This is a genomic window from Anaeromyxobacter oryzisoli (assembly GCF_022690765.1).
In the GTDB taxonomy this organism is placed as follows: Bacteria; Myxococcota; Myxococcia; order Myxococcales; family Anaeromyxobacteraceae; genus Anaeromyxobacter; species Anaeromyxobacter oryzisoli.
Genome location: NZ_JALCZA010000011.1, coordinates 1 through 17,693, shown reverse-complemented (window position 1 = coordinate 17,693; position 17,693 = coordinate 1). Strand labels below are relative to the sequence as shown.

Here is a 17,693-nt window from a genome sequence, read left to right as displayed (position 1 = left end):
CCTAGTAGGTGAGCGGTCGCTTCAGCGTGGTCGGGCTGCCCGCCGACCTGCTGTGCTGCGTGCAGTTGCCGAACGTGGTCGCGTTCGCGAGCGTGTAGCAGCTCCCGCCCCCGGTGTCCCAGGTCGCGGCGCCCGGCTGGTAGAAGCGGAGCGAGCTGCCGTTCATGAACCGGTAGGCGTTGCGCGTGCCCACCGCGCCGCTCGCTCCCGTCGGGAACACCTGGCTCGTCCCGTGGATCCAACCGAAGCCGTTCGTGTCCCCCGTCCCGGAGCCGTTGCCCTGCCCGCCTCCGTGGCAGTTCAGGCACGCGATCCCGAAGATCGAGCCCGCGCTTCCCTTCGGGGTCGAGCTCGTGAGACGCGCGCTGCCGGTCTGCGCGACGCTGTCGTTGAAGTCGCTCCCGTTCCCTCCCGTGTGGGTCGTGCCGTAGCTGGCGTGAGCGTGACAACGGCCGCAGATCTCCGTGCCGCTGGCGTAGGCGCCCTCGGTGGCGGCGCCGGAGGCGTCCTTCAGCAGGTACTCCGAGGTCGACCCGTGGGCGTTACCGCTCGTTCCGTTCGCGCCGTCGGTCGTGTGGCAGTCGGCGCAGCCCATCACGGAGGTGTCGTTCCAGTTCGGCTTGCCGCTCTCGTCCGTGCCCATCGCGGTGAAGCGACCCGCGTCGTACATGGTCGTGAAGCCGGTCCCGATGTTCCCCGTGTACGCGCCGTACTTCGACGAGGACTGGCCGCGAATGGCGTGCCGGGCGAACGAGCCCTGCGCCGGCGGGCTGCCGCTCACCTTCGACTTGATGTCGATGACGTGGCCGCCGGTCGTCGGGGGCGCCGTGGTCGGACCGGCGGTGCTGCCGGCCTGGTCGGCGCGGTTGTAGGTGTCGTACCCGTTCGTGATGTTGCCGGCGCCGTCCCAGAACGGATCGGTGGCCGTCCGGCTCGTCTCGGAAGACAGGCGGAACGAGGAGATCTGGGCCGCGCCGCCCGAGTCGTGGCAGTTCAAGCAGAACTTGTCGAGGCCGGCGTTGGAGGGCAGCGCGCCGTCGGTGCCGTCGTTGCTGGTCTCGTTCACGCCGGACGTCCACTCGCGCCACCGCTGGTTGCTGCTGTTCCAGTTGGCGGCGGCGCCCGCGGACGCCGCGACCGCGGCCTTGTCGTACAGGAACGACGTGCCCGTGCCGTCGGCGGCCGGCGCCGCGACGTCCACGTCGCGGAGGTCGATCTTCCCGTTCGCGTGGTAGCTCGGGTTGGTGCAGCTCATCGGCAGCGTGCCGCTGCCGGACCCGCAGTCGGCCGAGTAGGCCGTGATGACCTGGCCCTCCATGTGGCAGACCACGCAGTCCGCGTTCGTGCCCGCGCCGGCGACGTTGCTCCCGGCGCCGAAGGCGCCCGCGTTGACCCGGACGTGGTGCGATTGCAGCCCGAAGTCGCCGCTCAGCGCGCGCGTCTTCCCCTGCCCGCCGCTGTGGCAGCCCCAGCAGTCGGACCCGCCACCCTTGCCTGCGAAGGCGACGTTCACCGTCGCCTGCTGGTGCGCGTGGCAGCTCATGCAGTCCGCGCCCGTGTTGTGGGTCTGCAGCGTCCCGTCGTAGCGGTAGTACTTCGTCGCGGTGTGGCACACCTGGCAGACGCCCGTGTACGGCGTCGTCCCCTTGGCGTAGGCGCCCGCCCCCAGCGCGGTGAGGACCGCGCCGGTGGTGGACCGGGTGCCCACCAACCCGTACGCGTCCGACGAGTCGCGCAGCGTGTCGGTGCCGATCATCGCCACGTTCGTGCCGTCACCGTGCGGATCGTGGCAGTCCCAGCAACGGCTGCCGCCGTCCGTCGTGGCGGTGTGGCCCGCGCCGTAGTGATACGCGTCGATCTTCTTCGCCCCGTTCTTGACCAGGTAGGCGGTGCCCGAGCCATCCGGATCGACGCCGTTCGAGCCAGTGCCGTGGCAGTTCCAGCAGACCCCGTTCCCGTTGTTCGTCGCGGCGTTGAAGTTGCCAACGGTGATCGCGCCGTTCGCCCCGGTCACCCCGAGCAGGCGGAACGGGTTGGTCGTCGCGCCGTGCGCGACGTTCCAGTCGTGGCAGTAGCGGCAGACGTCGATGCCGGTCTTGCCCTGCGCCAGATCCACCTTCGTCCCCGTCGTGGCGTTCGAGCCGTGGCCGTAGGTCGTCCACTCGGTCCCGGTGTTGATGACGGCGGGGATGCCGTCGCTGATGTTCCAGTTGTCCGTGTCCGCCGCGCCGCCGTGGCAGTTGATGCAGGTCAGGCCAGTGTCACCCCAGCTGATCGCGGTCGCGTTGTTCCCGTGGCAGGCGATGTTCGTGCACGTCGCGGAGGTCGTGGACGTCCCGGCCTGGCACGTCGCGCCGCTGCCCGCCTTCGCCGCGTTGAACGCCACGTCGATGACGCCGTTGGTGTGGAGCCCGCCGGCGAGGATCGCCGTGCCCGTGCTGGTGGTGGTGGTGTGGCACGTCGCGCAGTCCGTCGCCGCCGCCACGTGCTTCGCGTGGCTGTTGGCCGTGGAGGTGTTCTTGCCGCCGTTCGCGTAGTCCGGTGCGCCGAACAGGTTCCCCGTCGTGCCGCCGTGGCACTTGGCGCAGACGTTCCCCGTCCAGGCCGCGTCGTTCCAGGTCACCCCCACCTTCGTGTTCGCCGCGCCGCGCCGCCCGTCCGAGTGGCAGTACGTGGCGCTGCACGTCCCGGTCGTGTCGCTGCTCGTGTACGTCCCGCGCGCCGCGATCGAGACGTCCTTCACCCCGTTCACGTGCTTCGCGTACGTCGTGATCGGCGAGTTCCCGCTCGCCACCGTCGCCGCGTGGCAGTCGCCGCACACGTAGTTCGTGCCCAGCACCGACGCGTTGGAGACGTGGTTCAGGTGCTTCGCCGACCCGTTCCCCGCCCCGTTGCCCATCACCACCGCGGCGCCGCTCGGGCCGCCGTGGCAGGAGGCGCACGTCGAGGTGCCGGTCGTCCAGGCCAGCGCGGCGCTCACCGTCGTGCCGAACGGGGCCGTGGTCGTCGTGCCGTTCGAGTGGCAGTAGGTCGAGGCGCAGGTGCCGGTCGAGTACGTGCCCGCGGACTGGTCGATGGTCGTCGTGAGGAGCGTCGTCGAGAAGACCACGTTCTTCGTGCCGTTCACGTGGTTCGCCGGCGTGCCGATCGCCGTCGCCGAGTCGTTCGTCATGGTCGCGGCGTGGCACTCGTCGCACTTGAACGCGTACGTCGTCGCGTCGAGGTGCTTGCCGTGCTTCTGCGAGAGATCCGTCGCAAGTCCGCCCGTCCGGTCACGCGCCACCGTCGCGTGGCAGCTCGAGCAGGTCAGGGTCGTCGTGCTCGTCCACGTCATCGTCGCGGTCGCGAGCGTCCCGCCTGTCGGCGAGGCGTTGGAGTGGCAGTAGTTGGTGCAGGTCGGGGTCGCCTCCCACGTCGAGCCGAACGCCGACGGCGTGGGGGTGATCGTCCCGCCGCCCGTCGCGACCGTGCTCCACCCGAGCCCGATGGTCCCGTTCGCGTGGGTGGTGTCCCCGCTCGCAGGCAGCGTGCCGTGGCAGCTCGCGCACGCGAGCGACGCGACGGAGTTGAGGCTCCCCGCCGGACGGACGTGCGCGTCGTGCGCGCCCACCTTCGCCGAGGTCGTCGCCGACGACCCCGTCGTGTCCACGCCCGTCGCGGTCCCCACGTAGCCGGGAGCGGCGGACGGATCGGTGTTCGCCACCGCGGCGCCGGTCAGGCCGGCCAGCACGCCGTGGCACGCGGTGCAGCCGTTCGCGGGCTTCTGGGACGTCCCGTCGATGTGCGTCGCCTTCGCCGCCGTCGAGAGGCTGGTCGCCGTGTACCCGGCGCCGTGGCAGGAGGAGCACGTCAGGTTCTGCGGGTGGTCCGCCCCGGCGACGCCGCCCACCGGCGGCGGCAGGCCGTGGCAGGTGCCGCAGGCCGCCTGGGAGCTGCCGCTCGTCCAGCTCGGCGTCTGGTTCGTGCCGCCCAGCGCCGCCCCGCCCGGCGCGTGGCAGTACGTGGTCGCGCAGGTGGTCCCGTTCCAGGTCGGGACGGCCCCGCCCGTCGTGGCGATGGTCCCCCAGACCACCTCCTTCACGCCGTTGTGCGTCGTGCCGAGGTGGCACTCCGAGCACGGCAGCGGGTTCGTCCTCAGCGTGGCCTGGTTCACGTGCGCGACGTGCGCCCCCACCGCCCGCGTCGTCGTCGCGCTCTCGCCCGAGGTGCCCAGCGGCGGCGCCGCCGTCTGGTTCGCGTCCGCGCCGGTGAGGCTCGTCCGCGCGGCGTCGCCGTGGCAGTTGGTGCAGGCGAGCGTCCCACCCCACGTGCTCGAGCCGACGTGGCAGGAGATCCCGCTGCACGTCTTCGTGGCGGGATCGTAGTTCGCGGTCGCGCCGTTCGTGTCGTACGCCGCGGCGATCTGGATGTCGTGCGCGCCGTTCGTGTGGAGCGTGCTGCCCGAGACGATCGCGCCGCCCGCCGCCGCGACCGTCCCGGCGTGGCACTTCGGACAGCTCGTCGAGTCCGAGCCGAGGGACGTGTGCTTCGGGTGGCTGTTCGCGGTGGCGGTGCCCGCGCCGCCGTTCGCGTAGTCCGGCGCGCCCGCGGTGGTCGAGGTCCCGTGGCACCCGTTGCAGCCGAGCGCCGCGCCCGTCCAGGAGACCGGGACGTAGGTGGGGGTCGTCTGTCCCGAGGAGTGGCAGTACGTCGTCGAGCAGGTCTGGCCGGTGTACGACTCGCTCGAGGCGTAGGACCCGCGCGTCGCGATCGAAATGTCCTTCGTGCGGTTGAGGTGGTTCGCCTGGTTGGTGAGCGGCGCGTTCCCGCTCGCCACGGTCGCCGCGTGGCAGTCGGCGCACACGTAGTTCGTCCCGATCACCGCCGCGTTGTCCACGTGGTTCTGGTGGCGCGTCGAGCCGCTCGTGGTCCCCATCACCGCCGCGGCGCCCGACGGGCCGCCGTGGCAGGAGGTGCAGGTGTCGGCGCCGCCGTTCCAGGCGAGGGAGCCGGTCGGCGCGCCGAAGGGCGCCGTGATCGTCGTGCCGTTCGAGTGGCAGTAGGTCGCCGAGCAGGTGTGGAACGTCGTGTCGTAGCTCCCGCCCGCGGGATACGGATCCGACGGATCGAGCACGGCGTCGTTCGTCCCGTTCACGTGCGCGCCGCCGCCCGAGACGATCGCCAGGTCGCCCGACACCGTCGCGCTGTGGCACGCCTTGCAGCCGATCCCGTACGTCGAGACGTGCTTCGGGTGGGCGTTGGTCGTGAGCGAGGCGCCGTAGGCGTGACAGCTCGTGCAGGTCATCGCCGTCGTACTCGTCCACGTGACGGTGCTCTTCGAGACGGTCCCGCCCAGCGGCAGCCCGGTCGAGTGGCAGTAGTTGGTGCAGCTCGGGCCGGCCTGCCAGGTGGAGTCGTACGCGGCCGGCGTCGGCGTGACGCCCTGCGCGTTCGCCGGCGTGTTCCAGCCCGCCGCCACGGTCCCGTTCGCGTGCGAGACGTCGCCGTCCACCGGGGTCGCCCCGTGGCAGACCGAGCACCCCTTCCCCGCCATCAGCCCCGCGTTCACGTGCTTCACGTGCGCGCCGACGCCCACGACCGAGCGGGCGGAGTTTCCGTGGGTGTCCACCGAGGTCGTGTCGTAGCCCGGCGCCGCGCGGGGATCGCCGCTCGCGATCGGCACGCCGCCGAGGCCGGTGAGCTGGCCGTGGCAGGCCGCGCACCCGGTCGCCGCGTCGATCGACCCGTTGACGTGGAGATCCTTCGCCGCGCCGGCGACGCTCGGGGTCGCGCCCCCGGTGTACCCGGCGCCGTGGCAGCTCGAGCAGGTGCTGTTCTGCGGGTGGTTGTTCCCGCTCCCGCCCACCGGCGGCGGCAGAGCGTGGCAGGTGCCGCACGCGGCCTGGCTCGAGCCGCCGGCCCAGCTCGGCGCGGTGTTCGACCCGCCGCCGGCGATGCCCGCGCCGTGGCACCAGTTGGTGCAGGTAGGCGCCGCCTCCCAGGTCGTGGTGTAGCTCGGCCCCGCCGCCGGGGAGATCGTGTAGCTCGTGCCGTTCCCGGTGGAGGCGAGCGCGCTCCAGGCCGCGTCGCGCGTCCCCTGGTGCGTGTTCGGGACGGGGTGGCAGTCCGCGCAGGCGAGCGCGTTCGTCCGGTACGTCGTCTGGTTCACGTGCGCCACGTGCGCGCCGACCCGCACGCCCGTCGTCGCCCCGCTCGTGTCCACCGGCGGCGCCGCCGTGAGGTGCGAGTCCACCGTCCCGGCGATGGCCGGGTTCTTCGTCCGGGTAGCGTCGCCGTGGCACTGCGTGCAGCTCGCCGCGAGCCCCTTCGTGTGGTTGTGACAGTTGAAGCACGGGCCGGTCTCGTGGGTGCCACCGGGCGACGTGCCGTCCGCGCGGTAGAACTGGGTCCGGGTGTGACAGACCTGGCACGGGCCGTTGGCGGCGCTGCTCGCGTACGAGCTCGCGGCGTAGCCGGTCTTGTTCAGGAACGAGACCGCCTTCGCCGGCTGCGAGGCGGTGAACGCGGGCGGGGTGATCCGGGGCGCGACGAGCGAGAGGTTGGTCGTCCCGTGCGGCGTGTGGCAGTCGCGGCAGGTCGTGGACCACGCGCCGTACTGGCTCGAGGTGGTCCCCGAGCCGTGCGCCGCCAGCGCGTGGCAGTCGGTGCAGAGCTGGCTCGCGTCGTCGCGGACGAGCAGGTTGCCGTCGCCGGTGGACGTGCCGACGGTGATCGGGACCGACCGCGAGTTGACGCTCCCGGAGGCGTTCGTCGCGACGGCGACGAGCGTGTACCCGCCCGCGGCGACGTCGCTGGAGGTGAGCGTGCACTCGTAGACGCCGCTGTCCGCCGCCGTCCCATAGTTGGAGTTCCGGGCCATCGCCTTGCTCGACCCGCCCCAGGAGAGCGTGACGCCGGTGATCGCGGCCCCGTTCGGGCTGGCGACGCGCGCCTGGACGCGGAACGCCGGGAACACCGCGGCGTTCGCGGCGGGGTTCACGATCGAGGCCGACGGCTTCGGGCTGTTCGCGGTGGTGTCGCCCTCCGCGATGAAGGGCGCGAGGGTGGTCGCCGCCGCGGTGGAGGCCACCTGCGACCAGTTCACGCACGGGTCCCGGGCGTAGACCGCGAAGTAGTAGGTGTGCCCGGCGGTGAGGCCGGACGCGGTGGCGCCGGCGGTGACGCCGGAGTAGGCGACCCAGGGCGTGCCCGCCGGCTGCGGCGTACCCGCGGACGGGATCGTGCCGTCGGTCGGGACGCTCGCGGGGGCGCCGCCGTCCTGCGCGTAGACGACGTAGCCGGAGGCGCCCGCGACCGCCGTCCAGGACAGCGCGATCGCGGTGGAGCTGCTCGCGGTGGCGCTCACCGCGCCCACGTTCGTGAACGCGACGTTGTCGATGGTGAACGTCTGGGCCGTGTCGCTCCCGGACTGGGCGTTGGTCGAGGTGAACGCGCCCACGAGCGGGGTGACGGTGAACGCGCCCTTCGCGCCGAGCTGCGCGCGGGTCTTGGCGGTGAAGTAGAGGCGGTAGGAGGTCGTCCCGACCGGCGCGGCGAGGTTGGCGCCCGTGAACGTGTACGTGTTCGCGGCGGGCGTCCCCGTCATCACCGACGTCACGCCGTCGTCCTGCCGCAGCTCGAGCTGCGAGATGGCGGGCGTCGCCCCGAGGCCGGAGGCGGTGACGTTCCCGATCGTGTCCGCGACCCCCGTCGCCGTGAAGCCGAACTGGTCGGCGTAGATCCCGGCGTCCCCCGGGCAGACCGTCACCGCGGCGGGATCCGTGCCGGAGACGAGCGCGGTCGCGCCCGAGGGCGCGAGGGTCGTCACGCTGCTCGCGTTGCCGGTGGTCGAGCCGCCCGGTCCGACGGCGATGATCTGGTACCAGTACCGGGTGCCCGCGGTGAGGCCCGAGTCGGGGTAGCTCAGCCCGGTGAGGCCCGTCGCGATGCTGGTGTAGCTCGTGCCGTCCGGCGAGCGCTGGACCGTGTAGCTCGAGACGGTTCCGCCCGAGGTCGGAGCCGTCCAGCTCACCGTGAGCGTGGTCTGCGCCACGCTCGTGTACGTCGGGGTCCCGGGTGTCCCGGGCGCCGCGGGCGGCGCCAGCGTCGTCACGGTGCTCGCGCTGCCCGTGGTCGAGCCGGCGCCCCCGGTCCCGACCGCGACGATCCGGTACCAGTACTGGGTAGCCGCGGTGAGGCCCGAGTCGCTGTAGGTCAAGGTCCCCGCAGCGAGGCCCGTCACGATGCTGGTGAAGGTCGTGCCGTCCGGCGAGCGCTGGACCGTGTAGCTCGCGACGCTCCCGCCCGAGGTCGGAGCGGTCCAGTTCACTGTCAGCGTCGTCGAGGCGACGTTCGAGTACGTCGGGGTTCCAGGGGGGCCAGGGGGGCTCGGAGGCGCCGCCAGCGCGAGAGCCGAGGCGAGCAGCGCCGACACGACGACCGCGATCGCCCAGATCCACCGACCCTGCCTGCGCATGCCTGGCACCCTCTCCGTCCGCGCCCCGCGAGCTCGATCTCGGGGCAAACTCCCGCGACAAAGTGCCCTGCACGTGGCATTCCGCCGCATGGGCGCACACGAACCCACAGCCGCCTACAGTTTGAGCACCAGTGAATTCACGTCGTTACGAAATCGTGAACGCGAGCACGCTGTTCGTAGAGATGGTCGCCTACATGCGCGGAATCGCGCGGGGTGCGCCATCTCGCGCATGTTCACTTTCCGCCAACCACCTCCCGCTCTTCCCCGGCCGCACGCGCGCCGCCGAACTGGCGCGCGGCTCGGCGTGCCTCCCCGCGCCCCGGTTCGGCGCTAAACGGTCGGTCATGATTCGAGAACGGTCAGCGGGGAGGGGCCCCACCGCAGGTGGGGAGGGGCAGCGCCCCTCCCCGCGGGACAGCGCGCGCCAGCGCGCGTGGGCCCCGCTTCGCGGGGTGAGGCATCATCGAACACGCGCACGCTCTGCGTGCGCTGGGGAGCCTCGCTCGACGGGGCGGGGGCGCAGCCCCCGTGTAAAATGGCTAAACGAGGGCGCGAGGCGCGACACCGAAGGTGTTCGCGAATCGCGAACCCTCGTTTAGAGTCGCCAGGTGACGGCCTCCTCGCTCCGCATCGCCTCCCCCTCGGACCTCGCGCCCCTCGGCGACGCGCTCGCCGCGCTGGGCATCGGGATCACGCTGGTGGACCGCGAGCTCCGGGTGCAGCTCGCGAACGCGTTCGTCCGCGAGCAGGCCTCCGAGCTCTCCTGCGGGGCCGATCACTGCTTCGCGGCCCTGTGGCACCGGTCGCAGCGCTGCGCGGATTGCCTGCCCCTCCTCGTGTTCCGCACCGGCGAGGCGCAGGAGGGCGTGCGCGAGCGCGGCCGCCCCGGCGAGCGGCCGGAGGCGTGGCGCGTCCGGGCCGTCCCGGTGGAGGACGCCTCGGGGCGGCTCGCCTGGGTCGCGGAGACCTTCCTGCGCCTGAACGCGCTCGTCCCCGACCTCGCCGGCCGCGCGCCCGCGGAGGCGGGGAGCACCGCGCACCTGGTCGTCGATCGCGAGGAGCGGATCGTCTCGTGGAGCCCCGGCGCGGCGGCGATGCTCGGCTGGACCGTCGAGGAGGTGCTGGGGCGCAGGGTCGCGCTGCTGATCCCCGAGGACCGCGCCGACGAGGAGCGCGCGCTCGCGGCGCGGGTCGTGGCCGAGGGGCGCGCGCCGCGCCTCGAGACGGTCCGCAGGGCGCGCGACGGGCGACTGGTGCCGGTCGCGATCACCGCGGTCGCCCTCCGCGGCGAGGCGGGCGAGCTCGTGGGGCGCACCTGCGCGATCGAGGATCTCTCGGCGCTCCATCAGCTCCGCGGGCGCGTGCTCCGGCAGGAGCAGCTCCTCGCCCACATCAGCCGCGAGGCCGCGGACGCGATCGTCGCCGTCGATCTCGACGGGAAGGTCACGAGCTGGAACCGCGGCGCCGAGCAGCTCCTCGGGCGCGCCGCGGCCGAGATGGTGGGCCAGCCGCTCGCGCGGGTGGCGCCGGCCGAGCCGCTCGCGCGGCTGCTCGAGCGCGCCGCGCGCGGCCGCCCGGTGCGCGGCGTGCGCCTGGAGTGGCACGACGCCCGCGGCGAGCCCGTGCCGGTGGACGTCTCGGCCGCGGTGCTGGGCGGCGCGGGGAGCCCGAGCGGCGTCGCCCTGGTCGCCCGTGACGTGTCGGCGCAGGCCCGGCTGGATCGACAGCTCGTCCGCTCCGAGAAGCTCGCGATGGTCGGCAGCCTCGCGGCGGGGCTCGCCCACGAGATCGGCACGCCGCTCAACGTCATCAGCGCCACCGCCGAGTACCTCCTCCCCGACGCGGCGCCGGACGCGCGCGGCAAGCTCGAGGGGATCGTGGCCGAGACCGAGCGGATCAGCCGGCTCGTCCGCGACCTGCTCTCCTTCGCCCGCGGCGGCCGGACCGGCCGGATCGCGGTCCCGCTCGCGGGCGCGCTCGACCGCGTGCGCTCGCTCCTGCGCATCACGCTCGATCGCAGGCGGGTGCGCCTCGAGGCCGAGCTCCCCGTCGACCTGCCCGCGGTGGACGCCGATCCGGACGGGCTGCACCAGGTGCTCCTGAACCTACTCGTCAACGCCGCGCAGGCGGTGGCGGAGGGGGGCCGCATCGGCGTCCGCGCGCAGACGATCGAGCAGGAGGGCGAACGCATGGTCCGCATGGAGGTTTACGACGACGGGCCGGGCGTCCCGCCCGCGCTGCGCGAGCGGATCTTCGACCCGTTCTTCACCACGCGCGCGGAGGGCACCGGCCTCGGCCTCGCCGTCTGCGCGCGGATCGTCGCCGAGCACGGCGGCGATCTGCGGGTGGGCGACGGCCCGCTGGGCGGGGCCGCGTTCGTGGTGCAGCTCCCGGCCGCCGCGGAGGTCGCGTGAGCGGGCCCGGCGAGGCGGCGGGGGCGCTGCGCGTGCTCGTCGTCGAGGACGACCCGCGCCTCCTCGACATCCTCACCCGGCACCTCGACCGGATCGGCTACGCCGTGCGCGGCGCGGGCGGCGGCGCGGCCGCGCTCCAGCTCCTCGAGGCGGCCCCCGCCGACGTGGTCCTCTCCGACGTGCGCATGCCCGGGATGGACGGGCGGACGCTCCTCGCCGAGCTCCGGGCGCGCCACCCGGCGGCGAAGGTCGTCCTCATGACCGCCTTCGGGAGCGTGGACGACGCCGTCGAGGCGATGCAGGCGGGCGCGTACAGCTACGTGGTGAAGCCGTTCAAGGTGGAGACGGTGGCGGCGGTGCTGCGCAACGCGGCCCGCGAGCTGGAGCTGCGCCGCGAGGTCGAGGGGCTCCGGCGGGCCGCCCAGGGTCCCTTCTCGGCGGACCGGCTCATCGGGACGAGCGCCGCCCTGGGCGAGGTGCGCCGCGCGCTCCGGGACGCGGCGAGCGTGACCGCGACCGTGCTCGTGACGGGCCCGTCCGGCACCGGGAAGGAGCTCGCCGCGCGCGCCGTCCACTTCGGCGGCCCCCGCGCCGCCGGCCCGTTCGTCCCCGTGAACTGCGCCGCCATCCCCGAGCCGCTCTTCGAGAGCGCCCTGTTCGGCCACCGCAAGGGGGCCTTCACCGGCGCCACCGAGGCGCAGCCCGGGTTCGTGGAGCAGTCCTCGGGCGGCACCCTCTTCCTGGACGAGGTGGCGGAGATCCCGCTCGCGCAGCAGGCGAAGCTCCTCCGCGTGCTGCAGGAGGGCGAGGTGACGCCGGTCGGCAGCGTGCGGCCGGTGAAGGTGGACCTGCGGGTGGTGGCGGCGGCGAACCGCGACCTCGAGGCGATGGTGAGGCGGGGCGCGTTCCGCGAGGACCTCTTCTACCGACTGAACGTGCTCCGGGTGGAGATGCCGCCGCTCGCGGCGCGGCCGGAGGACGTGCCGCCCCTCGCCGAGCACCTGCTCGTCGAGATCGCCCTGGCGCAGGGCGCTCCCGCGCTGGGGTTCACCGAGGCGGCGCTGAAGGCGCTCGCGGCGTACCGCTGGCCCGGCAACGTGCGCGAGCTGCGGAACGCGGTGGAGCGCGCCTTCGTGTCGGCCCGCGGGCGGCGCATCGACGTCGCCGACCTGCCCCCCGCCGTCCGGCAGCCGGTCGCGGCCGCGGCGCCCGCGCGCGAGGACGGCGCGGCGGCGACCGAGGGCGTCGCCGGCCTGTCCCTCGCCGAGGTCGAGAAGGCCCACATCGAGCGCGTGCTGGCGATGACCGGGTGGAACCGCTCGATGGCGGCCCGGCTCCTCGGCATCGACCGCCGGACGCTGTTCGCGAAGATCCAGCGCCACGGCCTGGTCGGCCCGCTGCGCCCCGGGCCAGGTCCGGACCCCGCCCCGGACGACGACCTGAACGACGGGTGAACGTACAAGACGATCCCACCGCCCGCCGGCAAGATCGCCCCACCCCCCACCTCCCCTCTCCCGCGAGCCCTTCCATTCCGCGGGGTTCGCGCGTGGCACCGCGGTTGCTGACTGGCCCCGCGGGGGCGCGAGGCCGCCGCCGCGTCCATGATGGACGCGACCGCGCGGCACCGCCCTCACGAGGAGAGGGCCATGGACGCCTTGACGCTCGCCCGGGTGCAGTTCGCCGTCACGGCCGGGTTCCACTACCTGTTCCCGCCGATCTCCATCGGCCTGGGGTGGCTGCTCGTCATCGCCGAGTGGTTCGCCTGGAAGCGGCAGGACGCCGCCTACGAGGCGGTGGGGAAGCTCTTCGGCAAGCTCTTCGCCGTCACCTTCGCCGTCGGCGTGGCGACCGGCATCGTGATGGAGTTCCAGTTCGGGACGAACTGGTCCGCCTATTCGAGGTTCGTGGGCGACGTCTTCGGCGCGCCGCTCGCCGCCGAGGGGCTCTTCGCGTTCTTCCTCGAGTCCACCTTCCTCGGCGTCTACCTCTGGGGCCGAGGGCGCGTCTCGAGGCGGCTGCACTGGTTCTCGGCGCTGATGGTCGCGGTCGGCGCGACCCTCTCCGCGCTCTGGATCATCATCGCCAACTCCTGGCAGCAGACGCCGGCCGGGTACGTGGTCCGGAACGGCCGCGCCGAGCTCACCGACTTCTGGGCCGCCGCGCTGAACCCCTCCACGCTCCCGCGGTACGCCCACACCGTGATCGCCGCCCTGGTGGTGGGCGCGTTCATCATGGCGGGCGTCTCGGCGTGGCACCTGCTCCGGGACCCGCGCGCGCCCTTCGCGCGCAAGGCGCTGAAGCTCGCGGTGGCGTGGGGGCTCGTCGTCTCCTGCCTCGAGGCGATGCCCTCCGGCCACCTCCACGCGCAGCAGGTCGCCCGCACGCAGCCGGAGAAGTTCGCGGCCATCGAGGGGCTCTACACCAGCCAGTCGGGCGCGCCGCTGGTCCTGTTCGCGGTGCCGTTCTCGGACCCGCCGACCCTCCGCGCGAAGGTCGAGATCCCGGGCCTGCTCTCCTGGATGGCGTTCGGCGACGCGAGCGCGCACGTCCAGGGGATCGACCAGTTCGCGCCCGAAAACCGGCCGCCGCTCTGGCTCACCTTCGTCTCGTTCCACAACATGGTGGCGCTCGGCGGGTGGTTCATCGCCCTCATGGCGTGGGCCGCGTGGCAGCTCTACCGCGGCAAGCTCTTCGAGGATCGCCGCACGCTCCGCCTCCTGCTCTGGTCCATGCCGCTCCCGCTCGCCGCGTGCGAGCTCGGGTGGGTCGCGGCCGAGGTGGGCCGGCAGCCCTGGATCGTCTACGGCCTGCTCCGGACCGGCCAGGCGCACTCGCCCGCGGTGTCCGCGGCCGAGATCGCCTTCTCGCTGGGGCTCTTCGGGCTCGTCTACCTCGGGCTCTTCGCGCTCTGGCTCACCCTCATGATCCGCAAGGCGCGGATCGCCCCGGCCGTGGACGTCGAGCCCGCCGCCCGCGCCGCCGCCTAGCCAGGAGACCGCCATGGCTCTCGACACGATCTGGTTCGCCCTCGTCGCCGTCCTCTTCGCCGGGTACGCCGTCCTCGACGGCTTCGACCTCGGCGTCGGCGTCCTCTCCCTGCTCGCGCGGGACGAGGGGGAGCGGCGCGTCCACCTCCAGGCCATCGGGCCGTTCTGGGACGGCAACGAGGTGTGGCTCCTCACCGGCGGGGGCGCGCTCTTCGCGGCCTTCCCGGTGGTCTACGCCACGGTGTTCAGCGGCTTCTACCTCGCGCTGATGCTCGTGCTCGTCGCGCTCATCGGCCGCGCGGTGGCGATGGAGTTCCGGCTCCTCGGCGACGGGCCGGCGTGGCGGCGTGGCTTCGACCTCGCCTTCGGCCTCGGCAGCCTCCTCCCGGCCGTCCTCTTCGGGGTGGCGGTGGGGAACGTGCTGCGCGGGGTGCCCGTGACCGCCGAGCACGAGTGGGCGGGACACTTCCTCGGCCTCCTGAACCCGTACGCGCTCCTCGTCGGCGTCCTCTCCCTCGCCATGTTCACGATGCACGGGGCGCTCTACCTCCGCCTGAAGACCACCGGCGCCCTCGAGGCCCGCCTGGCGCGCTGGGTGACGCCGCTCTGGGGCGCGTTCGCCGCGCTCTACGCGGCCGCGACGGTCGCCACCTGGGCGACGTCCCCGTTCCTGTTCCGGAAGGTCGGGGACCCGCTCTGGCTCGCGCTCGCCGTCGTGACCCTCGTCGCCCTCTTCGCCGTCCCCGTCCTCTCGCGGCGCGGGCGGGCCGGCGCGGCGTTCGTGGCGTCCTCGGTCACCCTCGCCGGGATGATCCTCGTCACGGCGGTGTCGGCCTTCCCCGTGATCGTGCCCTCGTCGCTCGACCTCGCGAACAGCCTGACGGCCTACAACGCGTCGTCCTCGCCCCGGGCGCTTGGGGCGATGCTCGTCATCGCCGCCCTCGGCGTCCCGCTCGTGCTCGCCTACTCGATCTTCGTGTACCGGCTGTTCCGCGGGAAGGTCGTGGCCGCGCCGGCCCTGGTGCAGGCGTCGAGCGGCCAGCGTGAGCCCCATGATGGAACCCACTCGTATTGAAACGCTGTGGCACATGCTGCTTGCCAGCGCGGGACCTGCCCATGCTCAAGGTGCCTTCCAGGCTTCAGGATCCATCATGTCCTCGCGCAAAGAGCAGTCCCGGTCGAGGAGGGACCTTGCAGGCGAACGGCCCTGAACGACGAACGGTCTGGGCTCGGGAAGATGAAAAGGCCGGGGCGCCGCAGTGCGTGGGAATCGTCTGCGCAAGATCGGCCCCGAAGAGGCCCGCGTTTCACCGATAGCGCTGCGAGCTTCCGCCGGCACCATGGCCTGAGTCCCCCGTCGCGCTGCCGCTCGTTCGCGAGGCGGCCGATGGCTTCACGGTGAGCATTGGGGCGCAGTCCTTTCGCAGGAACCCCGATTTCACCACTCAGCGATTGACGCGTTTTCCGGTCGGTGACGCTTCGCGAGTCCAGGTGGTCCGAAGAGGCCTCTCTCGCAGCGCCGCGGGGGCGCCGTGCGCCGGGAGTCCTTGCGGGGCCGAGGCGCGAAGGCGGGTTCCCGTTCTCGCGCCAGGGCGCAATTGCGTGCGTCTGCGGAGGCCGCGAATTCCCGTGAGACGATCCGCTCATGAACGCACGCGATCTCTCCGCCCGGCTCTCCGAGCTCCTCCGCCGCGAGCACGACTGCATGGCCGATTTTCTCGTCGCGCTCGCCGATTTCGATCGCCGGCGGCTCTGGGTCGAGCTCGGCTACTCGAGCCTGTTCTGGTTCCTCCATCGCGAGCTCGGGCTTTCGAAGGGGGCGGCGTTCTACCGGAAGACCGCGGCCGAGCTGGTGCAGCGGTTCCCCGAGGTGATCGAGCCGTTGCGCGATGGGCGACTTTGCATCTCGAGCATCGCGGAGCTGGCGAAGGTGATCTCGCCCGAGAACCGGGCGGAGGTGCTGCCGCGGTTCTTCCACCGCTCGAAGCACGAGGCGGCGGAGGTTGCAGCCGAGATCAAGCCGGTCGAGAAACCGCCGCATCGCGAGATCGTGACGGCGGTGCGCGCCCCGGCCACGGAGGAGGTCGTTCCGGGTCTCGAGATCGCGGCGGCGGCGAGCCCGGGCGGGGCGCTCGCGATCGCAGCTCCGAACGTCGTCACGGCGGCGCCGTTCGAGCTGCTCGAGGCGCGAGGTTCGCCGGAAAACCCTGTCGATGCCAACTCTCCGCGCGCTGCGGCGCAAGCCCCATCTTCCCGCGAGCCCCGTGGCACATCCATCGAGCCGCTCAGCGCCGACCTCCGGCACCTTCATTTCAACGTCTCCCGCCGCTTTCTCGAGAAGCTCGACGCTGCGCGGGATGCGCTCTCCCATTCGCATTTCGGTGCCACCACGGAGGAGATCCTCGAGGTCGGCCTCGACCTCCTCCTCGCCCGGAGCGCCAAGCGGAGGGGGCTCGTGCAGAAGCCGCTCGCGAAGCGCCGCCCCTCGAAACCGGAGCACCTCTCCGCCGAGGTGAAGCGCCAGGTCTGGCTCCGCGACGGCGGCCGCTGCCAGTACCCCCTCGACTCCGGCGGCATCTGCGGCTCGACCTACCAACTCGAGTTCGAACACCGCGAGGCCGAGGCCCTGGGCGGCCCGCCCACGGTCGAGAACATCTACCTCCTCTGTTTCTTTCACAACCAGCTCGCCGCTCGGAAGGTCTTCGGGGACGCCTTGATGGACCGGTTCAGGCGGCGGTCGAACGGTGGGCTCATCGACTCCGCACCTGTCGCGCGAACGGAGCCGCAGCCACCGCGCGCAGTGAAGAAGAAGCGCTCGGGGTGAGCGGATAGCCGCTCCGGCTCGCGGCCGACGGTGACACGTGCGGCGCTTCCCCGTCGCACCCGCGACGGTGGCGGGCGAGAGTCGCGGCGGGCGCCTCATCAAGCCGGTGAAGCACGGGCTGTTTCGGGGCCGATCTTGTCACTCCGGTTCCCGTCCGCGGGCGGCGCCCCGGCCTCCACATCCTTCTCGAGCCAGCCCCACGCTTGCCGTGCAGGCGCGCTCGCACCCGCGGCCCCTCAGCGCCTTCCAGACACGCCTGCGCTCGTGGGTCGTTGTGTACCCAGCCCCCTTCATCCGGTGATGGCAGAGAGCGCAAGCATAACGATGGCTGATGGACCATCCGTTCTTGCGTCTCTCCCCGCGCCGGGGACGCGCGCATCGTGGATTCCCAACCTTGGAGGTCCACAATGCAGCAGACCACTGGAGCCCAGGCCGCCGCCGCGATGTCCCTCGTAGCCGTCCTCGCGATCGTCGTCCCGTTGTTCGGCATCTTCCTCATCCCCGTCGTGCTGCTCGCCGCGGCCGGGCGGGGGCTGGTCCGGGCCGTGGAGGCGATCGCGGAGGCCGTGCGCCCCGCGCCGGCTGCCTGGCCGAGGATGACGACCGCTGGCCTCGCGGAGCGCCTCCGCGCCCGCGCGAGCTAAACGAGGGTTCGCGATCCGCGAACACCTTCGGTGTCGCGCCTCGCGCCCTCGTTTAGCCAGGTTACACGGGGGCTGCGCCCTCAGGATTCAACACATCTCGGGCAGAGAGCAGGCCCGGTCGAGGAGGGGCCTTGCAGGCGAACGGCCCTGAATGACGAGCGGTCCGGGCTCAGGAAGATGGAAAGGCCGGGGCGTCACGATGCCATGGAAACCGTCTGCGCAAGATCGGCCCCGAAGAGGCTCGCGTTTCACCGAGAGCGCAACGAGCCTTGGCCGGCGCCGTGGCCTCGAATCGCACGTCGCGCTACCGTCCGTTCGCGAGGCGGCCGATGGCTTCACGGTGAGTGTTGGATCGCGCTCCTTTCGCGG

At 72.7% G+C, this 17,693-nt stretch carries 7 protein-coding genes; 6 read left to right on the top strand and 1 reads right to left on the bottom strand.

What is annotated here, in order from left to right:
• Position 1 precedes the first annotated feature (1 nt).
• The gene (locus tag MNZ27_RS05815; RefSeq protein WP_242393097.1) at positions 2 to 8,455 is read right to left on the bottom strand and encodes a CxxxxCH/CxxCH domain c-type cytochrome; all 8,454 of its coding nucleotides are present in this window, start codon (positions 8,453 to 8,455) and stop codon (positions 2 to 4) included.
• 608 nt (positions 8,456 to 9,063) lie between these two features.
• Between MNZ27_RS05815 and MNZ27_RS05810 the strand changes: the two genes are divergently transcribed.
• From MNZ27_RS05810 to MNZ27_RS05785, 6 genes are all read left to right on the top strand, one after another.
• Entirely contained in the window at positions 9,064 to 10,869 is a 1,806-nt protein-coding gene (locus MNZ27_RS05810) for a PAS domain S-box protein (RefSeq protein ID WP_242393096.1), read from the top strand.
• Positions 10,866 to 12,323, top strand: coding sequence for a sigma-54-dependent transcriptional regulator (locus tag MNZ27_RS05805; RefSeq protein ID WP_242393095.1), 1,458 nt, complete (start codon positions 10,866 to 10,868; stop codon positions 12,321 to 12,323). The genes MNZ27_RS05810 and MNZ27_RS05805 overlap by 4 nt, the downstream gene beginning before the upstream one ends.
• 192 nt (positions 12,324 to 12,515) lie before the next feature.
• Complete coding sequence (locus MNZ27_RS05800; protein ID WP_242393094.1) at positions 12,516 to 13,856, top strand: cytochrome ubiquinol oxidase subunit I; 1,341 nt, start codon at positions 12,516 to 12,518, stop codon at positions 13,854 to 13,856.
• Between the two features lie 13 nt (positions 13,857 to 13,869).
• Positions 13,870 to 14,931, top strand: coding sequence for a cytochrome d ubiquinol oxidase subunit II (gene cydB, locus MNZ27_RS05795; RefSeq protein WP_242393093.1), 1,062 nt, complete (start codon positions 13,870 to 13,872; stop codon positions 14,929 to 14,931).
• Positions 14,932 to 15,501: 570 nt separating this feature from the next.
• Complete coding sequence (locus tag MNZ27_RS05790) at positions 15,502 to 16,680, top strand: HNH endonuclease (protein ID WP_242393092.1); 1,179 nt, start codon at positions 15,502 to 15,504, stop codon at positions 16,678 to 16,680.
• Between the two features lie 407 nt (positions 16,681 to 17,087).
• Complete coding sequence (locus MNZ27_RS05785) at positions 17,088 to 17,324, top strand: hypothetical protein (RefSeq protein ID WP_242393091.1); 237 nt, start codon at positions 17,088 to 17,090, stop codon at positions 17,322 to 17,324.
• The last annotated feature ends 369 nt before the right edge of the window (positions 17,325 to 17,693 follow it).

Coding starts and splice junctions, on each gene's coding strand:
- MNZ27_RS05790 (WP_242393092.1), top strand. CDS start 15,502: ATGAACGCACGCGATCTCTCCGCCCGGCTCTCCGAGCTCCTCCGCCGC.
- MNZ27_RS05815 (WP_242393097.1), bottom strand. CDS start 8,455: ATGCGCAGGCAGGGTCGGTGGATCTGGGCGATCGCGGTCGTCGTGTCG.
- MNZ27_RS05800 (WP_242393094.1), top strand. CDS start 12,516: ATGGACGCCTTGACGCTCGCCCGGGTGCAGTTCGCCGTCACGGCCGGG.
- MNZ27_RS05785 (WP_242393091.1), top strand. CDS start 17,088: ATGCAGCAGACCACTGGAGCCCAGGCCGCCGCCGCGATGTCCCTCGTA.
- cydB (WP_242393093.1), top strand. CDS start 13,870: ATGGCTCTCGACACGATCTGGTTCGCCCTCGTCGCCGTCCTCTTCGCC.